The 18,475-nt window shown below is 68.1% G+C and carries 18 protein-coding genes; 8 read left to right on the forward strand and 10 right to left on the reverse strand.

Going from position 1 to position 18,475, the window contains the following annotated elements; translation table 11 throughout:
* Window positions 1-22: 22 nt before the first annotated feature.
* The 5 genes from ACO05L_RS02125 to ACO05L_RS02145 all read left to right on the forward strand — a co-directional run bounded on the left by ACO05L_RS02125 (window position 23) and on the right by ACO05L_RS02145 (window position 4,682).
* Window positions 23-802, forward strand: a complete 780-nt coding sequence (locus ACO05L_RS02125; protein WP_421730534.1) for a methyltransferase domain-containing protein — start codon at window positions 23-25, stop codon at window positions 800-802.
* A gap of 10 nt (window positions 803-812) precedes the next feature.
* On the forward strand, window positions 813-1,325 hold the full coding sequence (locus ACO05L_RS02130; RefSeq protein WP_421730535.1) for a SixA phosphatase family protein: 513 nt from the start codon (window positions 813-815) through the stop codon (window positions 1,323-1,325).
* Window positions 1,322-1,657 (forward strand): DUF952 domain-containing protein, encoded by a 336-nt coding sequence (locus tag ACO05L_RS02135; protein ID WP_421730536.1) that lies wholly within the window; start codon window positions 1,322-1,324, stop codon window positions 1,655-1,657. Before ACO05L_RS02130 ends, ACO05L_RS02135 begins: the two co-directional genes overlap by 4 nt.
* Before the next feature lie 2 nt (window positions 1,658-1,659).
* A complete protein-coding gene (locus ACO05L_RS02140; protein ID WP_421730537.1) occupies window positions 1,660-2,694 on the forward strand; it encodes a quinone-dependent dihydroorotate dehydrogenase in 1,035 nt (344 codons plus the stop codon).
* Between the two features lie 62 nt (window positions 2,695-2,756).
* The gene (locus ACO05L_RS02145) at window positions 2,757-4,682 is read left to right on the forward strand and encodes an ATP-binding protein (protein WP_421730538.1); all 1,926 of its coding nucleotides are present in this window, start codon (window positions 2,757-2,759) and stop codon (window positions 4,680-4,682) included.
* Here the strand turns inward: ACO05L_RS02145 and ACO05L_RS02150 are convergent.
* On the reverse strand, window positions 4,577-5,086 hold the full coding sequence (locus tag ACO05L_RS02150; RefSeq protein WP_421730539.1) for a very short patch repair endonuclease: 510 nt from the start codon (window positions 5,084-5,086) through the stop codon (window positions 4,577-4,579). The two genes, ACO05L_RS02145 and ACO05L_RS02150, sit on opposite strands and share 106 nt — an antisense overlap.
* A gap of 93 nt (window positions 5,087-5,179) precedes the next feature.
* Complete coding sequence (locus ACO05L_RS02155) at window positions 5,180-5,662, reverse strand: peroxiredoxin (protein ID WP_421730540.1); 483 nt, start codon at window positions 5,660-5,662, stop codon at window positions 5,180-5,182.
* Between the two features lie 138 nt (window positions 5,663-5,800).
* Between ACO05L_RS02155 and ACO05L_RS02160 the strand changes: the two genes are divergently transcribed.
* Window positions 5,801-6,370 carry a YqgE/AlgH family protein gene (locus tag ACO05L_RS02160; protein ID WP_421730541.1) on the forward strand — a complete coding sequence of 190 codons (570 nt, stop codon included), beginning with the start codon at window positions 5,801-5,803 and terminating at the stop codon, window positions 6,368-6,370.
* A 4-nt stretch (window positions 6,371-6,374) separates the two neighbouring features.
* Here ACO05L_RS02160 and ACO05L_RS02165 read toward each other — a convergent pair whose 3' ends face one another.
* Entirely contained in the window at window positions 6,375-8,045 is a 1,671-nt protein-coding gene (locus ACO05L_RS02165; RefSeq protein ID WP_421730542.1) for an amidohydrolase, read from the reverse strand.
* On the opposite strand from ACO05L_RS02165, the gene ACO05L_RS02170 reads away from it, so the two are divergent.
* Complete coding sequence (locus tag ACO05L_RS02170; RefSeq protein ID WP_421730543.1) at window positions 8,044-8,592, forward strand: DUF488 family protein; 549 nt, start codon at window positions 8,044-8,046, stop codon at window positions 8,590-8,592. The genes ACO05L_RS02165 and ACO05L_RS02170 overlap by 2 nt on opposite strands.
* On the opposite strand, the gene ACO05L_RS02175 is transcribed toward ACO05L_RS02170, so the two are convergent.
* From ACO05L_RS02175 to ACO05L_RS02205, 7 genes are all read right to left on the reverse strand, one after another.
* Window positions 8,589-10,574: a M1 family metallopeptidase gene (locus ACO05L_RS02175; protein ID WP_421730544.1), complete on the reverse strand. Its 1,986-nt coding sequence runs from the start codon at window positions 10,572-10,574 to the stop codon at window positions 8,589-8,591. The two genes, ACO05L_RS02170 and ACO05L_RS02175, sit on opposite strands and share 4 nt — an antisense overlap.
* An 83-nt stretch (window positions 10,575-10,657) precedes the next feature.
* A complete protein-coding gene (locus tag ACO05L_RS02180) occupies window positions 10,658-11,905 on the reverse strand; it encodes a multidrug effflux MFS transporter (RefSeq protein WP_421730545.1) in 1,248 nt (415 codons plus the stop codon).
* 145 nt (window positions 11,906-12,050) lie between these two features.
* On the reverse strand, window positions 12,051-13,142 hold the full coding sequence (gene hisC / locus ACO05L_RS02185; protein WP_421730546.1) for a histidinol-phosphate transaminase: 1,092 nt from the start codon (window positions 13,140-13,142) through the stop codon (window positions 12,051-12,053).
* 9 nt (window positions 13,143-13,151) lie between these two features.
* Window positions 13,152-13,838 carry a hypothetical protein gene (locus ACO05L_RS02190; RefSeq protein ID WP_421730547.1) on the reverse strand — a complete coding sequence of 229 codons (687 nt, stop codon included), beginning with the start codon at window positions 13,836-13,838 and terminating at the stop codon, window positions 13,152-13,154.
* Window positions 13,838-14,914, reverse strand: coding sequence for a DUF2125 domain-containing protein (locus ACO05L_RS02195; RefSeq protein ID WP_421730548.1), 1,077 nt, complete (start codon window positions 14,912-14,914; stop codon window positions 13,838-13,840). The genes ACO05L_RS02190 and ACO05L_RS02195 overlap by 1 nt, the downstream gene beginning before the upstream one ends.
* A 70-nt stretch (window positions 14,915-14,984) precedes the next feature.
* Window positions 14,985-15,407: an NUDIX domain-containing protein gene (locus ACO05L_RS02200; protein ID WP_421730549.1), complete on the reverse strand. Its 423-nt coding sequence runs from the start codon at window positions 15,405-15,407 to the stop codon at window positions 14,985-14,987.
* On the reverse strand, window positions 15,400-16,200 hold the full coding sequence (locus ACO05L_RS02205) for a phosphatase PAP2 family protein (protein WP_421730550.1): 801 nt from the start codon (window positions 16,198-16,200) through the stop codon (window positions 15,400-15,402). The genes ACO05L_RS02200 and ACO05L_RS02205 overlap by 8 nt, the downstream gene beginning before the upstream one ends.
* Window positions 16,201-16,508: 308 nt before the next feature.
* Here ACO05L_RS02205 and ACO05L_RS02210 point away from each other — a divergent pair, with 308 nt between their 5' ends.
* The gene (locus tag ACO05L_RS02210; RefSeq protein ID WP_421730551.1) at window positions 16,509-18,404 is read left to right on the forward strand and encodes a ribonucleoside-diphosphate reductase subunit alpha; all 1,896 of its coding nucleotides are present in this window, start codon (window positions 16,509-16,511) and stop codon (window positions 18,402-18,404) included.
* The last annotated feature ends 71 nt before the right edge of the window (window positions 18,405-18,475 follow it).

An 18,475-nucleotide genomic window follows, 5' to 3' on the forward strand; every position in this document is an offset into this window, starting at 1 on the left:
CGAAGATCATATAGTGATCCCCATGCGCCGCAGCATCGACGATCTCCGCGCCTTCTATGGCGAGCCGACCGGGGCCCTGGTGCGCCGTCTGGTGGCGCGCCGTCTGGACGACGCCTGGGGCGAGGCGGCGAACTGCGATGTGCTCGGTATCGGCTATGCCACGCCCTGGCTCGACGCCTTCGTCGGCGCGCGGCGCGTTGTCGCGGCCATGCCTTCGGGGCAGGGTGTCGAGGCCTGGCCGCAGGTCGGGCGCAACCGCACGCTTCTGGTGGACGACCGCAGCCTGCCTTTCGCCGCCGGATCGTTTGACCGGGTCTTGCTGATCCATGCGCTGGAGGAGGCCGACGATCCGGCCGCTCTGTTGGCCGAGGCGGTCCGGGCCATGGCTCCGGCCGGGCGGATCATCCTGGCGGCGGCGGCGCGTGGCGGCCTCTGGGCCCAGGCGGAATCGACCCCCTTTGGCCACGGACGTCCGTTCACGCGAGGCCAACTGGAACGCCTGGTCCGCGAGGCGGGGCTGGAGCCCACCGCCCGGTCCCAGACCCTTTATACCCCGCCGTGGAAACCCCTGCTGGGCATGGCCGACGGGATCGAGCAGTTCGGCAAGACCCTGCTGCCAGGCGCGGCCGGCGTCATCCTGCTGGAAGCGTCGCGCCAGGCCTATGCCCGGGTTCGGCCGGGCGGCGCGGTCTCTCGCATCCGTGTCGCCGCCCCGGAACTGGCGCCCAGACCCGCAAATCGCGGTCCTCTGGTCGACAGCAATCCCATGGCCGGTCTGGATGGATCGGGCGAAGCGCCCTAAAGGCCAGCCTATGCACCGTCTTATCCTGATGCGACACGCCGAGGCCGAACGCGCCGCTCCGTCCGGCCGCGACCGCGACCGATCCCTGACGCCGCGCGGGCGAGAGGACGCCATCCTGATGGGCCGTATCCTCAAGGAGAAGGGTTTGCGGCCCGACATCGCCCTGGTTTCTACCGCCGCGCGTACCAGCCAGACCTGGGAATGGGTTCAGGAAGGCCTGGGCGACGCCGAGGTGCGGATGGAGCCGGCGCTCTATAACGCCAGCGCCGACGTCCTGCGCCGCCACGTCGAGGCGGCCGAGGAAGAGGCCGGTTGCCTGCTGGTTCTGGCCCACAATCCGGGCGTCCATATCCTGGCTCATGAGTATCTGATCGAAAGCGCCGCCTCGCCCAGCATTCTCGATCGGATGGCGGGAGGTTTCCCGACGGCGGCGGTCGCGGTGTTCGAAGTCGATGTCGCCGGTCGCTGCGCCTACGACGGCTTCCTGACGCCCAAGGCCTTTGGCGGCGGCGCGGACGAATGACCACGCCGACCTTCGCCTACAAGATCATCGACGCCACCGAGTGGGGTGCGGCCCAGGCCGCCGGCGCCTATGCCGGATCCGCCGTCGATCTGGCGGACGGCTATATCCATATGTCGACCGCTGACCAGTTGAGCGAGACGGCGACGAAACACTACGCCGGGCGCGCCGGCCTGGTCCTGCTGACCGTCGATCTGGGCAGGCTCGGCGCGGACCTGGTCTGGGAGCCCTCGCGCGGCGGGGCGATGTTTCCGCATCTCTATGCCGGCCTGCCCGTCAGTGCGGTGATCCAGGCCGCACCGTTCGATGCTCCCAAAGTCGCTTCCGAGGCCTGATCATGCCCTTTCCCGATCTCGGCGCCGCCATTCTCAGGAACCTGGACCCCGAGGTCGCCCACGGCCTGGCCATCCGCGCCCTGCAATGGTCGCCCCTGCCGTCTTCGGGCAGCGACGACCCTGTTTTGGCGACCCGGATCGGGTCGCTGGCCCTGAGCAATCCCGTGGGGCTGGCCGCCGGGCTGGACAAGAATGGCGAGGCGCTTTCCGGCCTGTCGCGGCTAGGCTTCGGCTTCGTCGAATGCGGCTCCGTCACCCCACGTCCTCAGCCCGGCAACCCCAAGCCCCGGCTGTTCCGCCTGACCGAGGACCGGGCCATCATCAACCGGATGGGGTTCAACAATGAGGGGTTGGAGCCCTTCGCCGCCCGGCTGAAGACGCGCCCGTCGTCGGTGGCCATCGGCGCCAACCTGGGGGCTAACAAGGACACCGAGGACCGCGCCGCCGACTATGTCACCGGCCTGAGGCGGCTGGCCGGGCTGGCCGACTATTTCACCGTCAATATCTCCTCGCCCAATACGCCGGGCCTGCGCGCCTTGCAGGGCCGCGACGCCCTGGACGACCTGCTGGGGCGTGTGGCCGAAGCGCGATCGGGGCCTGCTCCCGTCTTCCTGAAGGTCGCGCCCGACCTGACGGGGGCCGAGGTCGAGATGATCGTCGAGGCGGCCCTGGCCCACCGCATCGACGCCCTGATCGTGTCCAACACCACCCTGGACCGTCCCGCGTCGCTGAAATCCCAGTATGCGGGCGAGGCCGGGGGTCTGTCGGGCGCGCCCTTGCGCGAGCGGGCGCTGGCGGTGCTTCGGGATGCGGCTTCGGCGTCTCAGGGCCGTCTGCCCTTGATCGGCGTGGGGGGCATCGCCTCGGGAGAGGACGCCTATGTGCGCATACGGGCCGGGGCCTGCGCCATCCAGATCTATTCCGCCCTGATCTATGAGGGGCCGGGCCTGATCGGGCGGATCAAGCGCGATCTGGCCGACCGGTTGAAGGCCGACGGGTTTTCCAGTGTTTTCGAGGCGTCGCGAACTCTGCGTTGACGGAGCGTTAGGGGCGCGTGGCCTAGGGTGCCGGCTCGGACACGGGTCCGTCCAGGAGACGCATGGCTCAGGCGCCTGCCATCAAGATCAACGGTTGGGCCGTGGCGATCCGCCAGCGGCGTTCGGCGTTCACCCAGCGTCTGTGCGTCGGCCTGGCCACCGGCATGGTCCTCAGCCCCGTGCTCGGCTGGAGCCTGTGTGGGCCGTGGCTGGCGGCCTATGTCCTCGCTCAGGCGCTGGAACTTCTGGCTTTCCGCCCCATCAACACCGGGCGAACCGAACGGATGGGGCTTGCCCGCACCGTCGCCGGCTGCGCCTCTCTGACCTTGAACACCCTCATCTATGGCCTTCCCAGCGTGTGGTTGTGGCAGCAGGGCGGAGCGATGGGGGGGTTGTGCGCCGTCATCATGCTGTCGGCGGCGGTCCTCTATTCCATGATCAACGCCCCTTCATCGGTGCGGGTGCTGGGGGCGACGATCGCGCCGCATTTCCTCTATCTCAGCCTGACGCCGGCCATGATGGTGCAGGCTGGCGCGCCGACGGGCTATGCCAGCACTGTCGGCGCCGCCCTTGTCATTTTCGGCGGCTACACGCTGGTCGCCTGGCAGCGGATGGCCAAGGTGTCGCAGACGGAGTTCACCGCTCGCATCACGGCCGAAAACGCCCGGATCGACGCGGAACGCGGGATGGCGGATCGCTCGGCCTTTCTGGCGGCGGTCGCCCACGACCTGCGCACGCCCATCAGCGCCATCCTGACAGGCGCGTCGGAGCTGGAGCGTCTGTCGGATCGCTCGCCGTCGCGCGCCCATGCCACCCTGATCACCGACGCCGGTCTGATGATGAAGGCCATGCTCGACGACCTGCTGGATCACACCAAGCTCGGCGCCGGCCGGATGACGGTGGACGAGACCGACCTGAACCTGCGCGCCCTCCTGGCCCAGACCGTCTATCTGTGGCGCGCCCCGGTGCGGGCCAAGGGGCTGACCCTGCGGTTCCAGGGCGCGAACCAGGCCCCGGCGATGGTCCGCGGCGACGCGATGCGGCTGCGCCAGGTGCTGAACAACCTGATCTCCAACGCTGTGAAATTCACTCAGGCCGGCGGCATCACCATCACCGTCAAAAGCTGGCCGCAGGAACCGGCGGGCCATGCCCTGCTGATCGAGGTGTCCGACACCGGGCCGGGCATGAGCCGCGAACAGATCGTGCGCCTGTTCACCCCCTTTGATCAGACGGCGGACGGCATCAGCGCCCGTCATGGCGGCACCGGACTGGGCCTGGCGATCAGCCGTGACCTGGTCGAACTGATGGGCGGCCGGCTGACGGCGCGCAGCCAGCCCGGCGAGGGCGCCATCTTCACCGTCTCCCTCGATCTGGCCGAGGCGCTCTACGCCAAGGCGCCGCTTCAGCCCATCGTCGGCGAGGGTCGCGGCGACATTGTCCGCGCCCTGGGCGTTCAGACGGGCGTTCACATCGCCATACCCGTGGCTTCGTCAGTCCTGCCTCCGGTGGTGGATGAACTCGAGCCCGATCCCGAGCCTCAGATCGAGGTGTCCGCCGAAGAGCCGCAGGACGAGGATTCCCGGCCCCTGAGGGTCCTCGTCGTCGACGACCACGAGATCAATCGCCGCGCCATCGAACTGATCCTGGCGCCCCTGGGCTGCGAGATCGCCACGGCCGCCGACGGACTGGCGGCCCTGCGACTGTGCGAGTTCAAGGCCTTCGACGTTATCTTCATGGATGTGCGGATGCCCGAGCTGGACGGCCGCGAGACCACCCGTCGGCTGCGCGCGGGCGGCGGCTATAACGCCGATGCGCCCGTCATCGCCGTCACCGCCGATACGGGACCGGACGATGTCGCGGCCTGTCATGCGGCCGGGATGAACTATTTCGTCTCCAAGCCCCTGACGCCCGCCGCCCTCCTGGGGGCGCTGAACGCGGTGCTTGCGGGCGAGGCGACCGGAGAACCGGCCGAGATCGCCGCCGCCTGATCCCGGATGCGGGCGACCAGATCGCTGGCGAACCCCGGCGATTTCATCTCGCATTCCCAGACCGTGACCGGGGTCCAGCCCTGGGCGCTCAAGATTTCCAGGTTTCGGGCGTCGCGCGCCCGATTGCGGCCGATCTTGGCGATCCAGTAGTCGGCGTTGGACTTGGGCTGACGTGCGCCGCGGGCGCAGTCGTGGCCGTGCCAGAAACAGCCGTGCACGAACAGGGCGACACGCCGCCCCTTCATCACCACGTCGGGACGTCCGGCCAGGCCGCAACCGCCCAACCGATAGCCTATGCCCGCCTGACGCAGGATGCGCCGCACGGCCAGCTCGGGCGCCGTGTCGCGACCCTTGACCTGCCGCATCACGGCGCTGCGTTTCTCAGGGGTGAAGACGTCTGTCACGGGGCCTTAGCCTTGGCGCATTCGGCCCCTGCTTGAGCGCAATGATCGCGCTCAAGCAGGCAGGCGCCGCGCGCCGACCGATAGCGCCCTAGATCAGAGCTGCGCCAGCAGGTGCTCAGCCGAGGACACCTTGAACTCGCCGCCGCTTTCGATGTTCAGCTCGGCGACGACGCCGTCCTTGACCAGCATGGAATAGCGCTGCGAGCGCTCGCCCATGCCAAAGCCGCGGGCGTCCAGCACCAGGCCCAGGTCGCGCGTGAAGTCGCCCGAACCGTCGGCCAGGAACAGGATGTCCTCGGCGCCGCTGGTGGCCTGGGCCCAGGCGCCCATGACGAAGGCGTCATTGACCGAGATGCAGGCGATGGTGTCCACGCCCTTGGCCTTGAAGTCCGCGCCGTTGTCGATGAAGCCCGGCAGGTGGCGGGCCGAGCAGGTGGGAGTAAAGGCGCCCGGCACGGCGAAGATGGCGACCGTCTTGCCCTTGAAGATGTCGTCGGTGGTGATCGGCTTGGGGCCGTCGCCGGTCGGGGTCGTCAGGGTGGCGGCGGGGATCTTGTCGCCGATCTGGATGGTCATGGGGGTCTCCGCCGTGGCTGTTCTGATTGTGATGCGAGGGGGCGATCATCGACCCCGCCTGTCCAGATAGGCGCGTCATGGCCGCGCGCCAAGCGCCCAAGCCTTGCGCAATCATCGTCGGGCGCCGATCATCAGAACATGGCTGACTTCGAATCCCTGACGGGACGACTTCTGGTGGCGATGCCGGGCATCGGCGACCCGCGCTTCGAGCAGGCCGTGATCCTGGTCTGCGTCCACGAGCCGGGGCACGCCATGGGTCTGCGGCTCGACCGGCCCGCGCCCATGATCGATCTGCAATCCGTCCTGTCGAAGCTGGATATGGTCGCGCCCGACAGCACCATCGGCGCCCCCGTCCTGATCGGCGGGCCGGTGGAAAAGGAGCGCGGCTTTGTACTGCACACCGACGATTGGATGTCCCCGGACGCCAGCCTGTCCTTTCACGATGGACTGGCCATGACGGCCACGCGCGAGGCCCTGGCCGCCATGACAGATCCAACGGCGGGGCCGCGCCGGTCCAGGCTGCTGCTGGGTTATGCCGGCTGGGACGAGGGTCAGTTGGAGGACGAACTGGGCGAGAACGTCTGGCTGGTCGCCGACGCAGACCTGGAAGTCATTTTCGACGCCGACCATGCGACCAAATGGAGCCGGGCGCTGAAGGGTTTGGGCATCGACGGCGCCATGCTGTCGGGCCAGGCCGGTCGCGCCTAGAGGGCTATTCCCGCCGATAGACCACCTGGCCGTCGACGATGGTCAGGACGGCGTGGCCCTTGGGAATCTCGGCCTCGGGCACGGTCATCAGGTCGATGTCGAAAGCGGTGAAGTCGGCCCGCTTTCCGACCGCGATCGTGCCCAGTTCGTCCTCGCGGAACGAGGCGTAGGCCGGGGCCGAGGTGAACATCTTCAGCGCCGTCTCACGCGACACGGCCTCGTTGGGGCGCCAGTCGGGCCCCTGGAATCCATCGAGGTCGCGACGGGCCACGGCGGCGTAGAATTCGATCAGCGGATCGCCCCGCTCGACCGGCGCATCCGATCCGCCGACCACGACCACGCCCAGATCGACCAGGCTTTCCCAGGCATAGGCGCCGTCCAGCCGGGCGTCGCCCAGGCGCGCGGGTGCGAAATGCAGGTCGCCGATGGCGTGGCTGGGCTGCATCGAGGCGATGACGCCCATGCCTCTGAACAGGGGCTCCTCGGCAGGCCGCAGGATCTGGGCGTGTTCGATGCGCCAGCGCGGTTGGGCGATCTTGCGGTCCGCGGCGGGCACGTCGGCCATGGCCTTTTCGTACCAGTGCAGCACCTCCGAATTGCCCCGGTCGCCGATGGCGTGGGTGGCGACCTGGATGCCGGATCGCAGAGCCTGTTCGTAGATGGGCTCGATCTCGGCCTCGGTGGTCTGCATCAGCCCGCGCGTGTGGGGTGCGTCGGAATAGGGTTCGAACAGAGCGGCGCCGCGCGACCCCAGCGCCCCGTCGGCATAGAGTTTCACCGCCCGGGTGATGACCCGCCCGTCGGCGACGCTGCGGGGGCCGGAGGCGAACAGAGCTTCTGCGCCGTCCGGGGTGATGGCGTTATAGACCCGCAAGGGCGCCTCGCCCGCTTCGGCCATCTGCTCCAGCAGGGGGATGTCGGCAAAGGGCGCGCTCATGAAATGCACGCCGGTCCAGCCATAGGCGGCCTCGACACGGAAACCGGCCTGATAGGCGGCTCGGGTGGCGGCGGGATCGCTGGTCGGCATCAGGGGCGCGACCAGGGCCATGGCGGCGTCGACGATGAAGCCGGTCGGCTGGCCGTCCGCGCCCAGGGCGATCTCTCCGCCCGACGGCGCCTGGGTGGTGGCGTCGATCCCGGCGGCGGCTAGGGCGGGGGTGGAGGCGGTCAGGGCGTGGCCGTCGGCTCGCTCCAGGATCACCAGGCGTCCGGGCGCGGCGGCGTCGAGGTCGGCGGCGGTCAGGAAGCGGGCGCCGTTCGCCGATTCCGGCCAGCGGGTCTCGATCCAGCCCCGGCCGACGATGACGCCCTGGGGATGCGCTTGGGCCCACGCCGTCAGCTTGGACATGGCGTCCACGACCGAGGCCGAGCCTTCCAGGTTCAGCGTCAGCTCGCGCCAGCCGATGCCGTCCAGATGGGCATGGCCGTCGGTGAAGCCGGGAAACAGGGTCGCCCCCGCCAGGTCGATCTGCGGCATGTCGCCGATATCGGCCATCGCCGCCCCGACGTGTTCGATCCGCCCGTTCCGCACCACGACCGCCTGGGCCGTGGGAGCAGCCGCGTCGCCGGTGTAGATGGTCCCGCCGTGGATATAGAGATCCTGGGCCATAGCCGTGCTGGCCGATGCCATCAGGCTGAGGGCGGTGGTCGCCAGCAGAAGTCGGGTCGGCGTCATGGCGGGTCTCTTGTCGTGGCGTGTGGGGGTGTTGCGAGGTGGGGCAGGTGAGACCGCCCAGGACGTGGCGTCAAGCGCCGGGCCTTCCCATATCCCGGTCATGCAGACCTCGACCAAGACCCTGTTCACCATCGGCTATGAGGGCGCGACCCAGGCGGATGTCATCGGCCGGCTGAAGGCGGCGGGCGTCGAGACACTGGTCGACGTGCGGGCCATCGCGGCCTCGCGCCGGGCCGGCTTTTCCAAGACCCTGCTGTCGCAAAGCCTGCGGGCGGAGGGCATCGACTATGTCCACCTGCGCGCCCTTGGCACGCCCAAGGCCGGGCGGGAAGCGGCGCGCAAGGGTCGCGTCGGCGAGATGCGCGCCATCTTCGCCGACCATCTGGAGGAACCGGCATCGCAGCTTCAGCGGGCCGAGCTCAAGGAACTGGCGGGCCGCAAGCGGGTCGCCATGCTGTGCTTCGAGGCAGACCACGCGGGCTGTCACCGCGCCGTCCTCGCCGAGCAACTGGCCGACGAGGACGGATTTGCGGTCGTGAACCTCTAGGCGGCGGGACGGCCGACCAGGGCGTCCACCGAAGAGACCGTCACCGGGTGATAGCCGGGTCGCGCCAGGGCGTAGATGCGCGTGGCGATCGGCCGACCCCAGTCGCCCTCGGCCCACAGGCTGGTGAACAGGGGCATGACGAATTTGCGCCGCCCGATCGAGGTCAGGAAGGTCTGCAACTGAGGCACGGCCGGCTCGTAGCGATGGGCCACCGCGATCTGCAACCAGGCGAAGGCGATCTCGGCATTGCCTTCGGTCGCCAGGTTCAGGGTCTGGCTCAGCTCGGCCAGCTGGGCCGGCGTCAGCCAGTCCGTGGTCGGGTTGGCGGGCCGCCATTGCAGGAAACGCTGGCGCTGCTGGGTGTTCCAGCCGCTCCACGGAATGGCCGAGGCCGGGCCGTGGGCGACGAAGAAGGCCTGGGCCGCCGCATCCACGGGGATGAAGGCGTCAGATGTCGGCGCCACCGCATTGGACGGCAGACCGGGCTGATAGATCCACTGATCCATCTGCAGCTCTGATTCCAGCGCGGCGGTGGTGACCAGATGGGCGCGGATGTCTTCCAGGAACAGCTCCGACGTCATGGGCCTAAAGGCGTTCCGTTCGAAATAGCCCTTCAGCCACACATCGAACTTTTCGCGCCCGACGATGCGCTCGATGGTCTCCAGGAAGTTGGCGCCCTTCTCGTAGGCGATGTCGGTCATGCCGTCGTCGGGGTCGCGACCGTCCAGGTTCAGGTGCAGCTTGGTGTCGTCGGCGGGCAGGTCGCGCAGTTGGGCCTGCAGCGAATCCCAGCCCAGGACCCGCTCCAGCTGGGCGCGGTCATTGCCATAGACCGCCTCCATGATGCGGTTCTGGAAATAGGTGGTGAAGCCCTCGTTGAGCCAGAAGTCGGCCCAGACGGCGTTGGTCACCAGATTGCCCGACCAAGAGTGCGCCAGTTCGTGCGCGACCAGGGACACCAGCGACTTGTCGCCCGCGACCACGGTCGGGGTGGCGAAGGTCAGGCGCGGGTTCTCCATCCCGCCGAACGGGAAGGAGGGCGGCAGGATCAAGAGGTCGTAGCGGCCCCAGGCATAGGGGCCGTACAGGCCCTCGGCCGCATCGACCATCTTGCCGACCTCGGAGAACTCGGTGTGGGCGGCGTCCAGCCGGTCGGGCTCGGTCCAGACGCCGGTGCGTCCGTCCTCGGCCTCGAACGCCAGGTCCCCGACCGCCAGGGCGATCAGATAGGGGGGCACCGGGTTGGTCATGCGGAAGCTGTAGCTGTGGCGACCCTCGCCCGCCGGAAGGCCTTCGGGCGTCAGGCTCTCGGCGCTCATCAGGGCCTTGAGCGTGTTCGGCACGGTGATGGTGGCGGAATAGGTCTGGCGGATGCCGGGGCTGTCCTGGGTCGGCGCCCAGGTGCGGGTCAGGATGGCCTGGCCCTGGCTGAACAGGAAGGGCTGTTTGCCGCCGGAGGTCTGGGCCGGGGTAAGCCATTGCAGGGCGGCGGCCTCGGGCCGTGTCGCATAATCGACCATGATCTTCTGGGTCTGGCCGGCGACGAAGGCGGGGGTCGTGATGGTCAGGGATTGGCCCATGATCGGGTCCGAGGCGCCCAGCACGAAGGCCAGGGGGCCGGAGGCGTTGCGAACGCCGCGAATATCCATGTCGCGCACATCGAGGATCAGGGTCGTGGCGCCGACCTCGCCGGTCACGTCCAGGGTGGCGACGCCGCTCAGGGTCTTGGCCGCGAAGTCGGCGTCCAGGTTCAGGTCGACGTGCTTGACGCGGGCCACCTGAGGCGCGGCGTAGGAGTGAACGTCGTGCGGATAGACGACCGGCGCGGTCGCCGAGGCGGGCAGGGGCGGCATATCAGAGACGCCGCCGACTGAGCCGGTCTGTGCGGTCACGCCACAGGCGGCTGTCGATCCCAGTGCGGCAGCCAGGGCCAGCGCCGAGGCCATCCGGCAAAGGTCGGCTCGGGAAGGTCTGCGGGTCATCGAACGCTCCGTTTGTGATTACGGTCGCGACACAGACCCGTCAGGGCGCAAAGATCAAGGGGCGGCCCCCTCGGAGCGCGCCTTCAGCCCGCCGGTTGAACGACAGGCGCGTTGCGTGACACGAACAGGCGGCCCCTTTCGGCGAGCAGCACCGCGACCAGAGCCAGCCCGCCGCAGACAACAAAACCGATTGTCATCGGCACGGTGGAGCCGTTGAACATCTGACCGATGCCGAAGCCGGCCAGGGAGCCGAAGATGGTCGAGATGAAGCCCTGAGCCGAGGAGGCCGTGCCGGCGATATGGCCCATGGGCTCCATGGCCATCGAGCCGAAATTGCCCGCGATCAGACCAAAGCAGAACATGGTCAGGGCCTGGAGCACGGCAAAGGTCCAGATGGTCTCGTGCCCGCTGAGCGCCACCATCAGATGGATGACGCTCATGGCGATGAAGCCGATCAACGCCCAGTGGCTGATCAGACGCGAGCCCAGCTTCACAACCAGGCGAGCATTCAGAATCGAGGCGATGGCGATGCCGCCGGCGATGGCGGCGAAGACCGCGGGAAACAGCACGGGCTCTTGGAACACGTCATAGAAGATCTGCTGCGACGAGTTGATGAAGCCGAACAGGGCGCCGGTGATGGCCGTCATGGCCAGGGTATAGCCGATGGACTGGCGGTGGGTGACCGCCTCCCAGAAAGCGCGGGCGATGCGGCCGGCCTGGATCGGCAGCCGGTCCTCCGGGTGCAGGGTCTCGGGCAGGCGCACCACGACCCACAGCATCATGCCGACCCCGATCAGGCCCAGAACGTCGAAGATCATCCGCCACGGTCCGGCCAGCAGGATCAACTGGCCCACGGTCGGGGCGATGATCGGCACGCCGAGGAAGACAAGAAAGCTCAGAGACATGACCCGCGCCATGGTCCGGCCGCTGTAGCGATCGCGCACGATGGACACGGCCAGGACCCGCGTCGCAGCGGACCCCAGCCCCTGTCCGACACGGGCCATGATGAGGGTCTCGAACGAAGGCGCCAGGGCGGCGGTCAGGCTGAAGACGATATAGACGCCGATCCCGATCAGCAGGATCGGCTTGCGCCCGAAGCGGTCGGCCAGCGGGCCATAGATGATCTGAGCTCCGCCGAAGCCAAGCAGATAGGCGGTGATGATCCATTGGCGGCTGTTCTGCGACGCCACGCCTAGATCATCGCCTATGGCGGGCAGGGCGGGCAGCATGGCGTCGATGGCCAGGGCGTTCAGCGCCATGAGCAGGGCGATGAGACAGACGAACTCTGCAAAGCCCGGCCCCTTGGCCGGCGGTAGTGTGGTCGAGGTCATCGCTCCAGATGGACCCGGTATCGCCTTGGCGCAACGGGTTCACGCTCGGGAATGACGGCTTGCCCCAAGGATTTCGTGGCCTGGACAGGTCGGCCCGCATCCCGGCGCAAGGCCGAGGGATGCGGAGCCTGCCGAGCGAGCCGGTCTAGCTGGCCGCGAATTCGCTCAGGGCGTCGATGACGGCGCGGTTTTGGTCTTCCGTACCGATGGTGATGCGCAGACCTTGGGGCAGGCCATAACCGCCGACCTGGCGAACGATGATGCCCTTGGCGTTCAGATAGTCGTTGGCGGCGCTGGCGGTGCGGCCGGTCTCGGGGAACAGGACCAGCACGAAATTGCCGACGCTGGGCAGGACCTCGAAGCCAAAGCCCCGGATGGCCTGAGTCAGGCGCGGACGCCATTGCAGCACCAGATCGCGAGACGCCGTCTGGTGCGCCTCGTCGGCCAGGGCGGCGACGGCGGTGTCCAGGCCTGCGACCGAGACGTTGAACGGCAGTCGGATGCGGTCGATGGCCTCGCAGATGGCCAGCGGCGCATAGCCAAAGCCGATGCGCAGGCCGCCCAGGCCGTGGATCTTGGAAAAGGTGCGGGTGACGACGATGTTCGACGCGTCGCGGGCCAGCGGGAAGGCGGTCTCCCAGTCGGTCTCGGTGACGAACTCGGCATAGGCCTCGTCGATGACCAGGATGACGTTGGCGGGAAGTCCCTCGTGCAGCCGGCGGATTTCCTCGCCCGTATTATAGCTGCCGGTTGGGTTGGACGGGTTGGAGACGTAGACGATCCTGGTCCGCTCATCGACCTGGGCCAGCAGGGCGTCGACCTCGGCCTTGTAGCCCGGCTCGGGCGCCAGCTTGACCTGCGCCTCGCAGCCCAGGGCGCTGATCCGATAGGCCAAAAAGCCGTACTGGCCGCAGACGATATTGTCGCCCGCCGTCAGATAGGTCTGGTTCAGCAGGGCGAAGACCTCGTCCGAGCCATTGCCGAAGATCAGCCGTTCGGGCTCCAGGCCGTGTTTTTCGGCGACGGCGGCGCGCAGCTTGTTCGCCCGGCCGTCGGGATAGACATGGATGTTCCTGATGGCGGCTGCATAGGCCTCACGCGCCTTCTCGCCGGCGCCCAGGGCGTTCTCGTTCGACGACAGCTTCATCGGCTCGGCGACGCCCGCGATGCTGGACTTGCCGCCGACATAGGGGGCGATCTCGAGGATGCCCGGCTTGGGCTGCGGCGCTTCGGTCATGGACGAATCTCAGTAAACGGGAGCGGCGCCGATCACGCCCTTGAGCGAACCGGGGGCCGTCGCCAGCCGCCCGTCCTCGGCCTGCACATAGCCCGCCAGCATGAAGAGCTTCAACCCGCCGGCCGAAACCAGGGCCTGACCCTGGAAGCCGCACTGGCCCAGGGCGTTCAGGATGGCGGCGTCTGGCTGCCGGCTGTCCGTGACCCAGAAGGTGCGGTCCTCGCCTGTCGGGCCGGGCGTCTCGCGCGATACCGTCAGGGCGCGGGGGCGGCCGAAACGGTCGTCTGGCAGGGCGGCGACGATCTTCAGGTCGGGCCGTGCCAGAAGCTTGCCCCACCAGGGGCGCGGGCCATCCAGGTCGATGACGACGCGAGCGCTGCGCTCAGCCTCGGCCAGGGCGGCGTCGGGATCGGCGGCGGGACGGATCGGCAGACCATGGCGGTCCGCCGCCAGCACCAGGGCGGTCGCCCCGCAGGCGAAGACCACCGGGCCCGTCGCCGCGGCCATTCGCCCCCAGACCGCGTGCAGCATCTGCGCCGAGCGATGGTCGGTGGTCGCGGCCAGCAGGTCGCGCAGCGCCAGGGCCTCGGCGTCGGGTCCCGACCGTCCTCCCGCCGCCATCCGCGCGATCAGGGCCTGGGCCAGTGCCCGGTCGAGCGCAGCGACAGCCTCGTCCATCTCGGGCTCGACGAGCATCAGAACAGCTTGGGCGCTGGGGCCAGGGCGAAGGGCCCCAGGAAGGTGCGGCCGCCGCGGAACACCAGCACCAGATCGATGTCTCCTTCGCCGCCGCCCTGGACCGCCGTAGCCGCTGCGGCGCCGGCGGCGCCCACCGGGTTGATGCCCGACCCCGACCGGGCCAGGCCGGCGATGGCAGGCAGAGGCTTGGCGGCCTTCAGCGTCAACTGACCCTGGATGCGGCCGTCGGGCTGGGCCGACAGGGCGTCGCTGGACAGGGTGGCGCGGCTTTCGCCCGCCGAGACCTCGCCGCGCACCCGCACGAACCGTCCGCCCGCGCGCGTCCAGGCGGCGAACACGCCTGCCGCGTCGGGGCCAGCCAGGGTGTCGGCCTTTTCGATCACCGTCTCGACCTGGGCCGTCAGTTTGCCGTTCTGAGCCATGCCCTCGACCGGCCCCCCGGCCCGACCTTCGGCGTCCAGCAGGCGGAACAGGACGTCGACGCTGTTCGAGCCCGCGCCCGGAGCGTCGGCGGGCGCATTGGCTGGGCCGATATGGGGGCGCAGATAGAACTGGATCGACCCGGCCTTGGAGATCGGGAAGGCCTCGGCGCCGGGCAGGGGGGTGAAGACCGGCTCGGCCAGTTCGATCGCCACATTGGGCCAGCGCTGGGTCAGGCCGTGGACGCTGGCGCGGATCGCCGCGCCGCGTACGGCGACCTTGCCCTTGTCCGCGCGGGTCAGGGTCACGCCGTCGGCAGCCAGCAGCATCCATTTGTCGGGGTTCCAGGCATTGGCCTGAAGCACCAGTTTGGGCGCCGCCAGGGCGTGGCCGGACGGGGCGGCGATGGAGACATGGTCCGCCTCCAGCCGGGTGCGGAACGGCCAGCCGCCGATGCCGCCGTGGGTATAGGCCACGGTCCAGCCGGCCTGGCGCAAAGAGGCGGCCTGGAGGTCCAGCCGCTGCTGCACCTGCTGGGCCAGATAGAACCACCAGCCGCTCCAGACCGCCACGACGATCGCGACGAGTATGAAGGGCAGGTACAGGCCGGTGCGGCTATGGCGTTTGGCGACGTCGGTGGTGTCTGGGGTCATGGCTGGCCTGATACAATATCGGAACGGCGAGCGCTCCCGTTTCCTCGGTGGAAGGCATGGGCCTGCGCGATCATGCCATCTTCAGGGCGTCCTGAAGGATGTCGGCGTGGTCGAATGCCAGAGGCGGCAGGGCGTCGAGCGCGAACCATGCCGCCTCCGCCGCGTCGTCGCCGGCCTTGGCCTCGGTCCCGGCGGGGGCGCGCGTGAGGAAGGCGACCGTCACTGTGCGGTGGCGCGGATCGCGCTTGGGTTCGCTGTAGGTCCCGACCAGCCGCAGCGTGTCGGCGGCCACGCCAGTCTCCTCCAGCAGTTCGCGCGCGGCGCAGACCTCCAGCGTCTCGTCCTCGTCGAGGAACCCGCCCGGCAGGGCCCAGCTTCCCGCGAACGGCGGATGAGCGCGGCGGATAAGCAGCACCTGCGCCTCTCGCAGCACGACGATGTCCGTCGTCACCGCCGGACGCGGCCAGTCGTAGCAGTGCGATTTCTCAGCCATGATCGTTTTCGACCCTATCCACCTCGGTCGGGGCGGGACGGTCTCTGAGCCCCGCGTGGTGGCGGCGCTGGTGGCGGTCGATGGCGTAGGAGATCAGCCACAGAGCCATGGCCCAGGCGGCGCCGACGCTCCATCCTGCGAACACGTCCGACGCCCAGTGCGCCGCCAGATAAATGCGGGTGATCCCCACCAGCAGGGTCATCAGGATGGCGACGCCCAGGACGAAGGCCTTGAACCGCCGCTGCGGAAAGGCGCGCGTCAGCATGACGCCAAGGCTGAGGTAGAAGACCGCCGACAGCAGGGCATGGCCCGAAGGAAAGCTGGCGTTGATTGTCTCCACCGCCTGATAGGCGACGGGCGGGCGCTCGCGCTCGAACACCGACTTAAGCCCCTCGCTGAGCATGACGCCGACACCCAGGCCCGCGACCAGCAGCAGCGCCGACAGCCGCTTTCGCTGGATCACCAGAAAGACCACGGCGATGGTCGCGAACAGGCCCAGCACCGATATGCCGCCCAGGGAGGTGATGTCGTCTGCGGCCTCCTTCAGCCACCAGGGCCCCCAAGGTCGGCCGGGATCGTCGGCATAGGGCCGCATGGCCATCAGCACCGAGTGGTCGAAGGCCTGGCCGTCGGCCTCGGTCATATCGTCGGCGACCTCGACGAAGGTCATCACGCCGAAGGCGATGACCAGAAGCGCGCCCAGGGCGGCGATCTCCGTCCGCGCCAGGGCCAGGGCCCGCCGGGCGAACGAGGCCAGGGCGTTGGGTGACGTGGATGCGGGGGGCGGGATCATGGGCTCAGGTGTCGGCATCGCTCGTCAACGGTCAAGCTGACCGCCCGTTCCGGTTCACGGACGGCCCCGGGCGATTCACGCGTTCGTGATTCCGACGCCTATCCCCTGTCACGCCCGCGTTATGCGGTTTCCCACAGAGCCATCCCCTATCTTTCGTGCGATTCGCGAGGAAAGTGATCGTCAAGCCCGTTGACGCCTCGTTAGCCATCTGCGCCCTATATGTGGGCTCGGGGATGGTTTTAGCCACTAGATGATGTGGTCGGAACCGGAGCGGTTTCACTCTGTATTTGTTCAGGACGAAGACGATCATGGCTGGCCTCGAGGCGCTCAAGACCACGGAATTCGCGGACCTTCAGGGTGATCGCGAGGCCGGAAAGCCGCAGCTGTCCGTGGTCCGCAGCCTGGAACTGGATCGGTCTCGCGACGACCTGCTGACCGAGTTCGGCAAACGCACTCTGGAAGACCGCTACCTGCTGGCGGGCGAAAGCTATCAGGACATGTTCGCGCGCGTCGCCACGGCCTTCGCCGACGACGAGGCGACCAACCCCGGCCACGCCCAGCGCGTCTATGACTATATGTCCAAGCTGTGGTTCATGCCTTCGACGCCGGTGCTGTCGAACGGCGGCGCCAACCGCGGCCTGCCGATCTCCTGCTTCCTGAACTCGGTCGCCGACTCGCTGGACGGCATCCAGAACGTCTGGAACGAGAACGTCTCGCTGGCCTCGAACGGCGGCGGCATCGGCACCTATTGGGGCGGCGTCCGCTCCATCGGCGAGAAGGTCAAGGGCGCGGGCCAGACCTCGGGCATCATCCCCTTCATCCGCGTGATGGACTCCCTGACCCTGGCGATCAGCCAAGGCTCGCTGCGCCGGGGTTCGGCCGCCGTCTATCTGGACGTGCACCACCCCGAGATCGAGGAGTTCCTCGAGATCCGCAAACCCTCGGGCGACTTCAACCGCAAGTCCCTGAACCTGCACCACGGCATCAACATCACCGACGAGTTCATGGAGGCCGTGAAGGCCGGCCTGCCGTTCGGCCTGCGCTCGCCCAAGAACGACGAAGTGCTCAAGACCGTCGACGCCCGTTCGCTGTGGCAGAAGATCCTGGAAATCCGCCTGCAGACCGGCGAGCCTTATCTGATCTTCTCCGACACGGTGAACCGCCAGATGCCCAAGCACCAGCGCGAGCTGGGGCTGAAGGTCAAACAGTCGAACCTGTGCTCGGAAATCATGCTGCACACCGGCGTCGATCACCTGGGCATCGACCGCACGGCCGTCTGCTGCCTGTCTTCGGTAAACGCCGAGATGTTCCTGGAGTGGCGCGAAGAGCCCCGCTTCATCGAGGACATCATGCGTTTCCTCGACAATGTGCTGGAAGACTTCATCCAGCGCGCGCCGCCGGAAATGAAGGCCGCCGTCTATTCGGCCAAGCGCGAGCGTTCGGTCGGTCTGGGCCTGATGGGCTTCCACTCCTTCCTGCAGGCTCAGGGCGTGGCGTTCGAATCCGCCATGGCCAAGTCGTGGAACATGCGCCTGTTCAAACACCTGCGTCGCGAGGCCGACAAGGCCAGCGTCAAGCTGGCCGAGGAAAAGGGTCCTTGCGAAGACGCGGCCGAGCGCGGCGTGATGGAACGGTTCAGCCACAAGCTGGCCATCGCCCCGACCGCCTCGATCTCGATCATCTGCGGCGGCACCTCGGCCGGTATCGAGCCGATCCCGGCCAACATCTATACGCACAAGACCCTGTCGGGCTCGTTCGCGGTCAAGAACCCCTACCTGGAGCAGCTGCTCGAGGGTAAGGGCGCCAATACCGACGCGATCTGGAACTCGATTCTGGAACACGAAGGCTCGGTCCAGCATCTCGACATCCTGAACGAGGACGAGAAGGGCATCTTCAAGACGGCCTTCGAACTGGACCAGCGCTGGATCGTCGAACTGTCGGCCGACCGCTCGCCGGAAATCTGCCAGGCCCAGTCGATCAACCTGTTCATCCCCGGCGACGTCAACAAGTGGGACCTGCATATGCTCCACTGGCGTGCCTGGGAGACCGGCGTTAAGTCGCTGTATTACCTGCGCTCCAAGTCCGTTCAACGCGCTGCCTTCGCCGGCGCCGAGGACAAGGTGGTCGCGGAAATCGACCCCAACCAGCCAGACCTCTTCTCAGCTGCCCGCACCGACTACGACGAGTGCCTGGCCTGCCAATAGGCCGTCACTGACCCCCGGTTTCGGAACTTCACAATCCTGACGCGCGTTGGCGTGTCAGGATTGTGTTGCAA

It is taken from the genome of Brevundimonas sp. (assembly GCF_965227765.1).
In the GTDB taxonomy this organism is placed as follows: domain Bacteria; phylum Pseudomonadota; class Alphaproteobacteria; order Caulobacterales; family Caulobacteraceae; genus Brevundimonas.

What these genes read in the sequence shown, in the direction of transcription:
- ACO05L_RS02125 (WP_421730534.1), top strand. Translation starts at nt 23, where the DNA reads ATGCGCCGCAGCATCGACGATCTCCGCGCCTTCTATGGCGAGCCGACC.
- ACO05L_RS02130 (WP_421730535.1), top strand. Translation starts at nt 813, where the DNA reads ATGCACCGTCTTATCCTGATGCGACACGCCGAGGCCGAACGCGCCGCT.
- ACO05L_RS02135 (WP_421730536.1), top strand. Translation starts at nt 1,322, where the DNA reads ATGACCACGCCGACCTTCGCCTACAAGATCATCGACGCCACCGAGTGG.
- ACO05L_RS02140 (WP_421730537.1), top strand. Translation starts at nt 1,660, where the DNA reads ATGCCCTTTCCCGATCTCGGCGCCGCCATTCTCAGGAACCTGGACCCC.
- ACO05L_RS02145 (WP_421730538.1), top strand. Translation starts at nt 2,757, where the DNA reads ATGGCTCAGGCGCCTGCCATCAAGATCAACGGTTGGGCCGTGGCGATC.
- ACO05L_RS02155 (WP_421730540.1), bottom strand. Translation starts at nt 5,662, where the DNA reads ATGACCATCCAGATCGGCGACAAGATCCCCGCCGCCACCCTGACGACC.
- ACO05L_RS02160 (WP_421730541.1), top strand. Translation starts at nt 5,801, where the DNA reads ATGGCTGACTTCGAATCCCTGACGGGACGACTTCTGGTGGCGATGCCG.
- ACO05L_RS02170 (WP_421730543.1), top strand. Translation starts at nt 8,044, where the DNA reads ATGGCGGGTCTCTTGTCGTGGCGTGTGGGGGTGTTGCGAGGTGGGGCA.
- ACO05L_RS02165 (WP_421730542.1), bottom strand. Translation starts at nt 8,045, where the DNA reads ATGACGCCGACCCGACTTCTGCTGGCGACCACCGCCCTCAGCCTGATG.
- ACO05L_RS02175 (WP_421730544.1), bottom strand. Translation starts at nt 10,574, where the DNA reads ATGACCCGCAGACCTTCCCGAGCCGACCTTTGCCGGATGGCCTCGGCG.
- ACO05L_RS02180 (WP_421730545.1), bottom strand. Translation starts at nt 11,905, where the DNA reads ATGACCTCGACCACACTACCGCCGGCCAAGGGGCCGGGCTTTGCAGAG.
- hisC (WP_421730546.1), bottom strand. Translation starts at nt 13,142, where the DNA reads ATGACCGAAGCGCCGCAGCCCAAGCCGGGCATCCTCGAGATCGCCCCC.
- ACO05L_RS02190 (WP_421730547.1), bottom strand. Translation starts at nt 13,838, where the DNA reads ATGCTCGTCGAGCCCGAGATGGACGAGGCTGTCGCTGCGCTCGACCGG.
- ACO05L_RS02195 (WP_421730548.1), bottom strand. Translation starts at nt 14,914, where the DNA reads ATGACCCCAGACACCACCGACGTCGCCAAACGCCATAGCCGCACCGGC.
- ACO05L_RS02200 (WP_421730549.1), bottom strand. Translation starts at nt 15,407, where the DNA reads ATGGCTGAGAAATCGCACTGCTACGACTGGCCGCGTCCGGCGGTGACG.
- ACO05L_RS02205 (WP_421730550.1), bottom strand. Translation starts at nt 16,200, where the DNA reads ATGATCCCGCCCCCCGCATCCACGTCACCCAACGCCCTGGCCTCGTTC.
- ACO05L_RS02210 (WP_421730551.1), top strand. Translation starts at nt 16,509, where the DNA reads ATGGCTGGCCTCGAGGCGCTCAAGACCACGGAATTCGCGGACCTTCAG.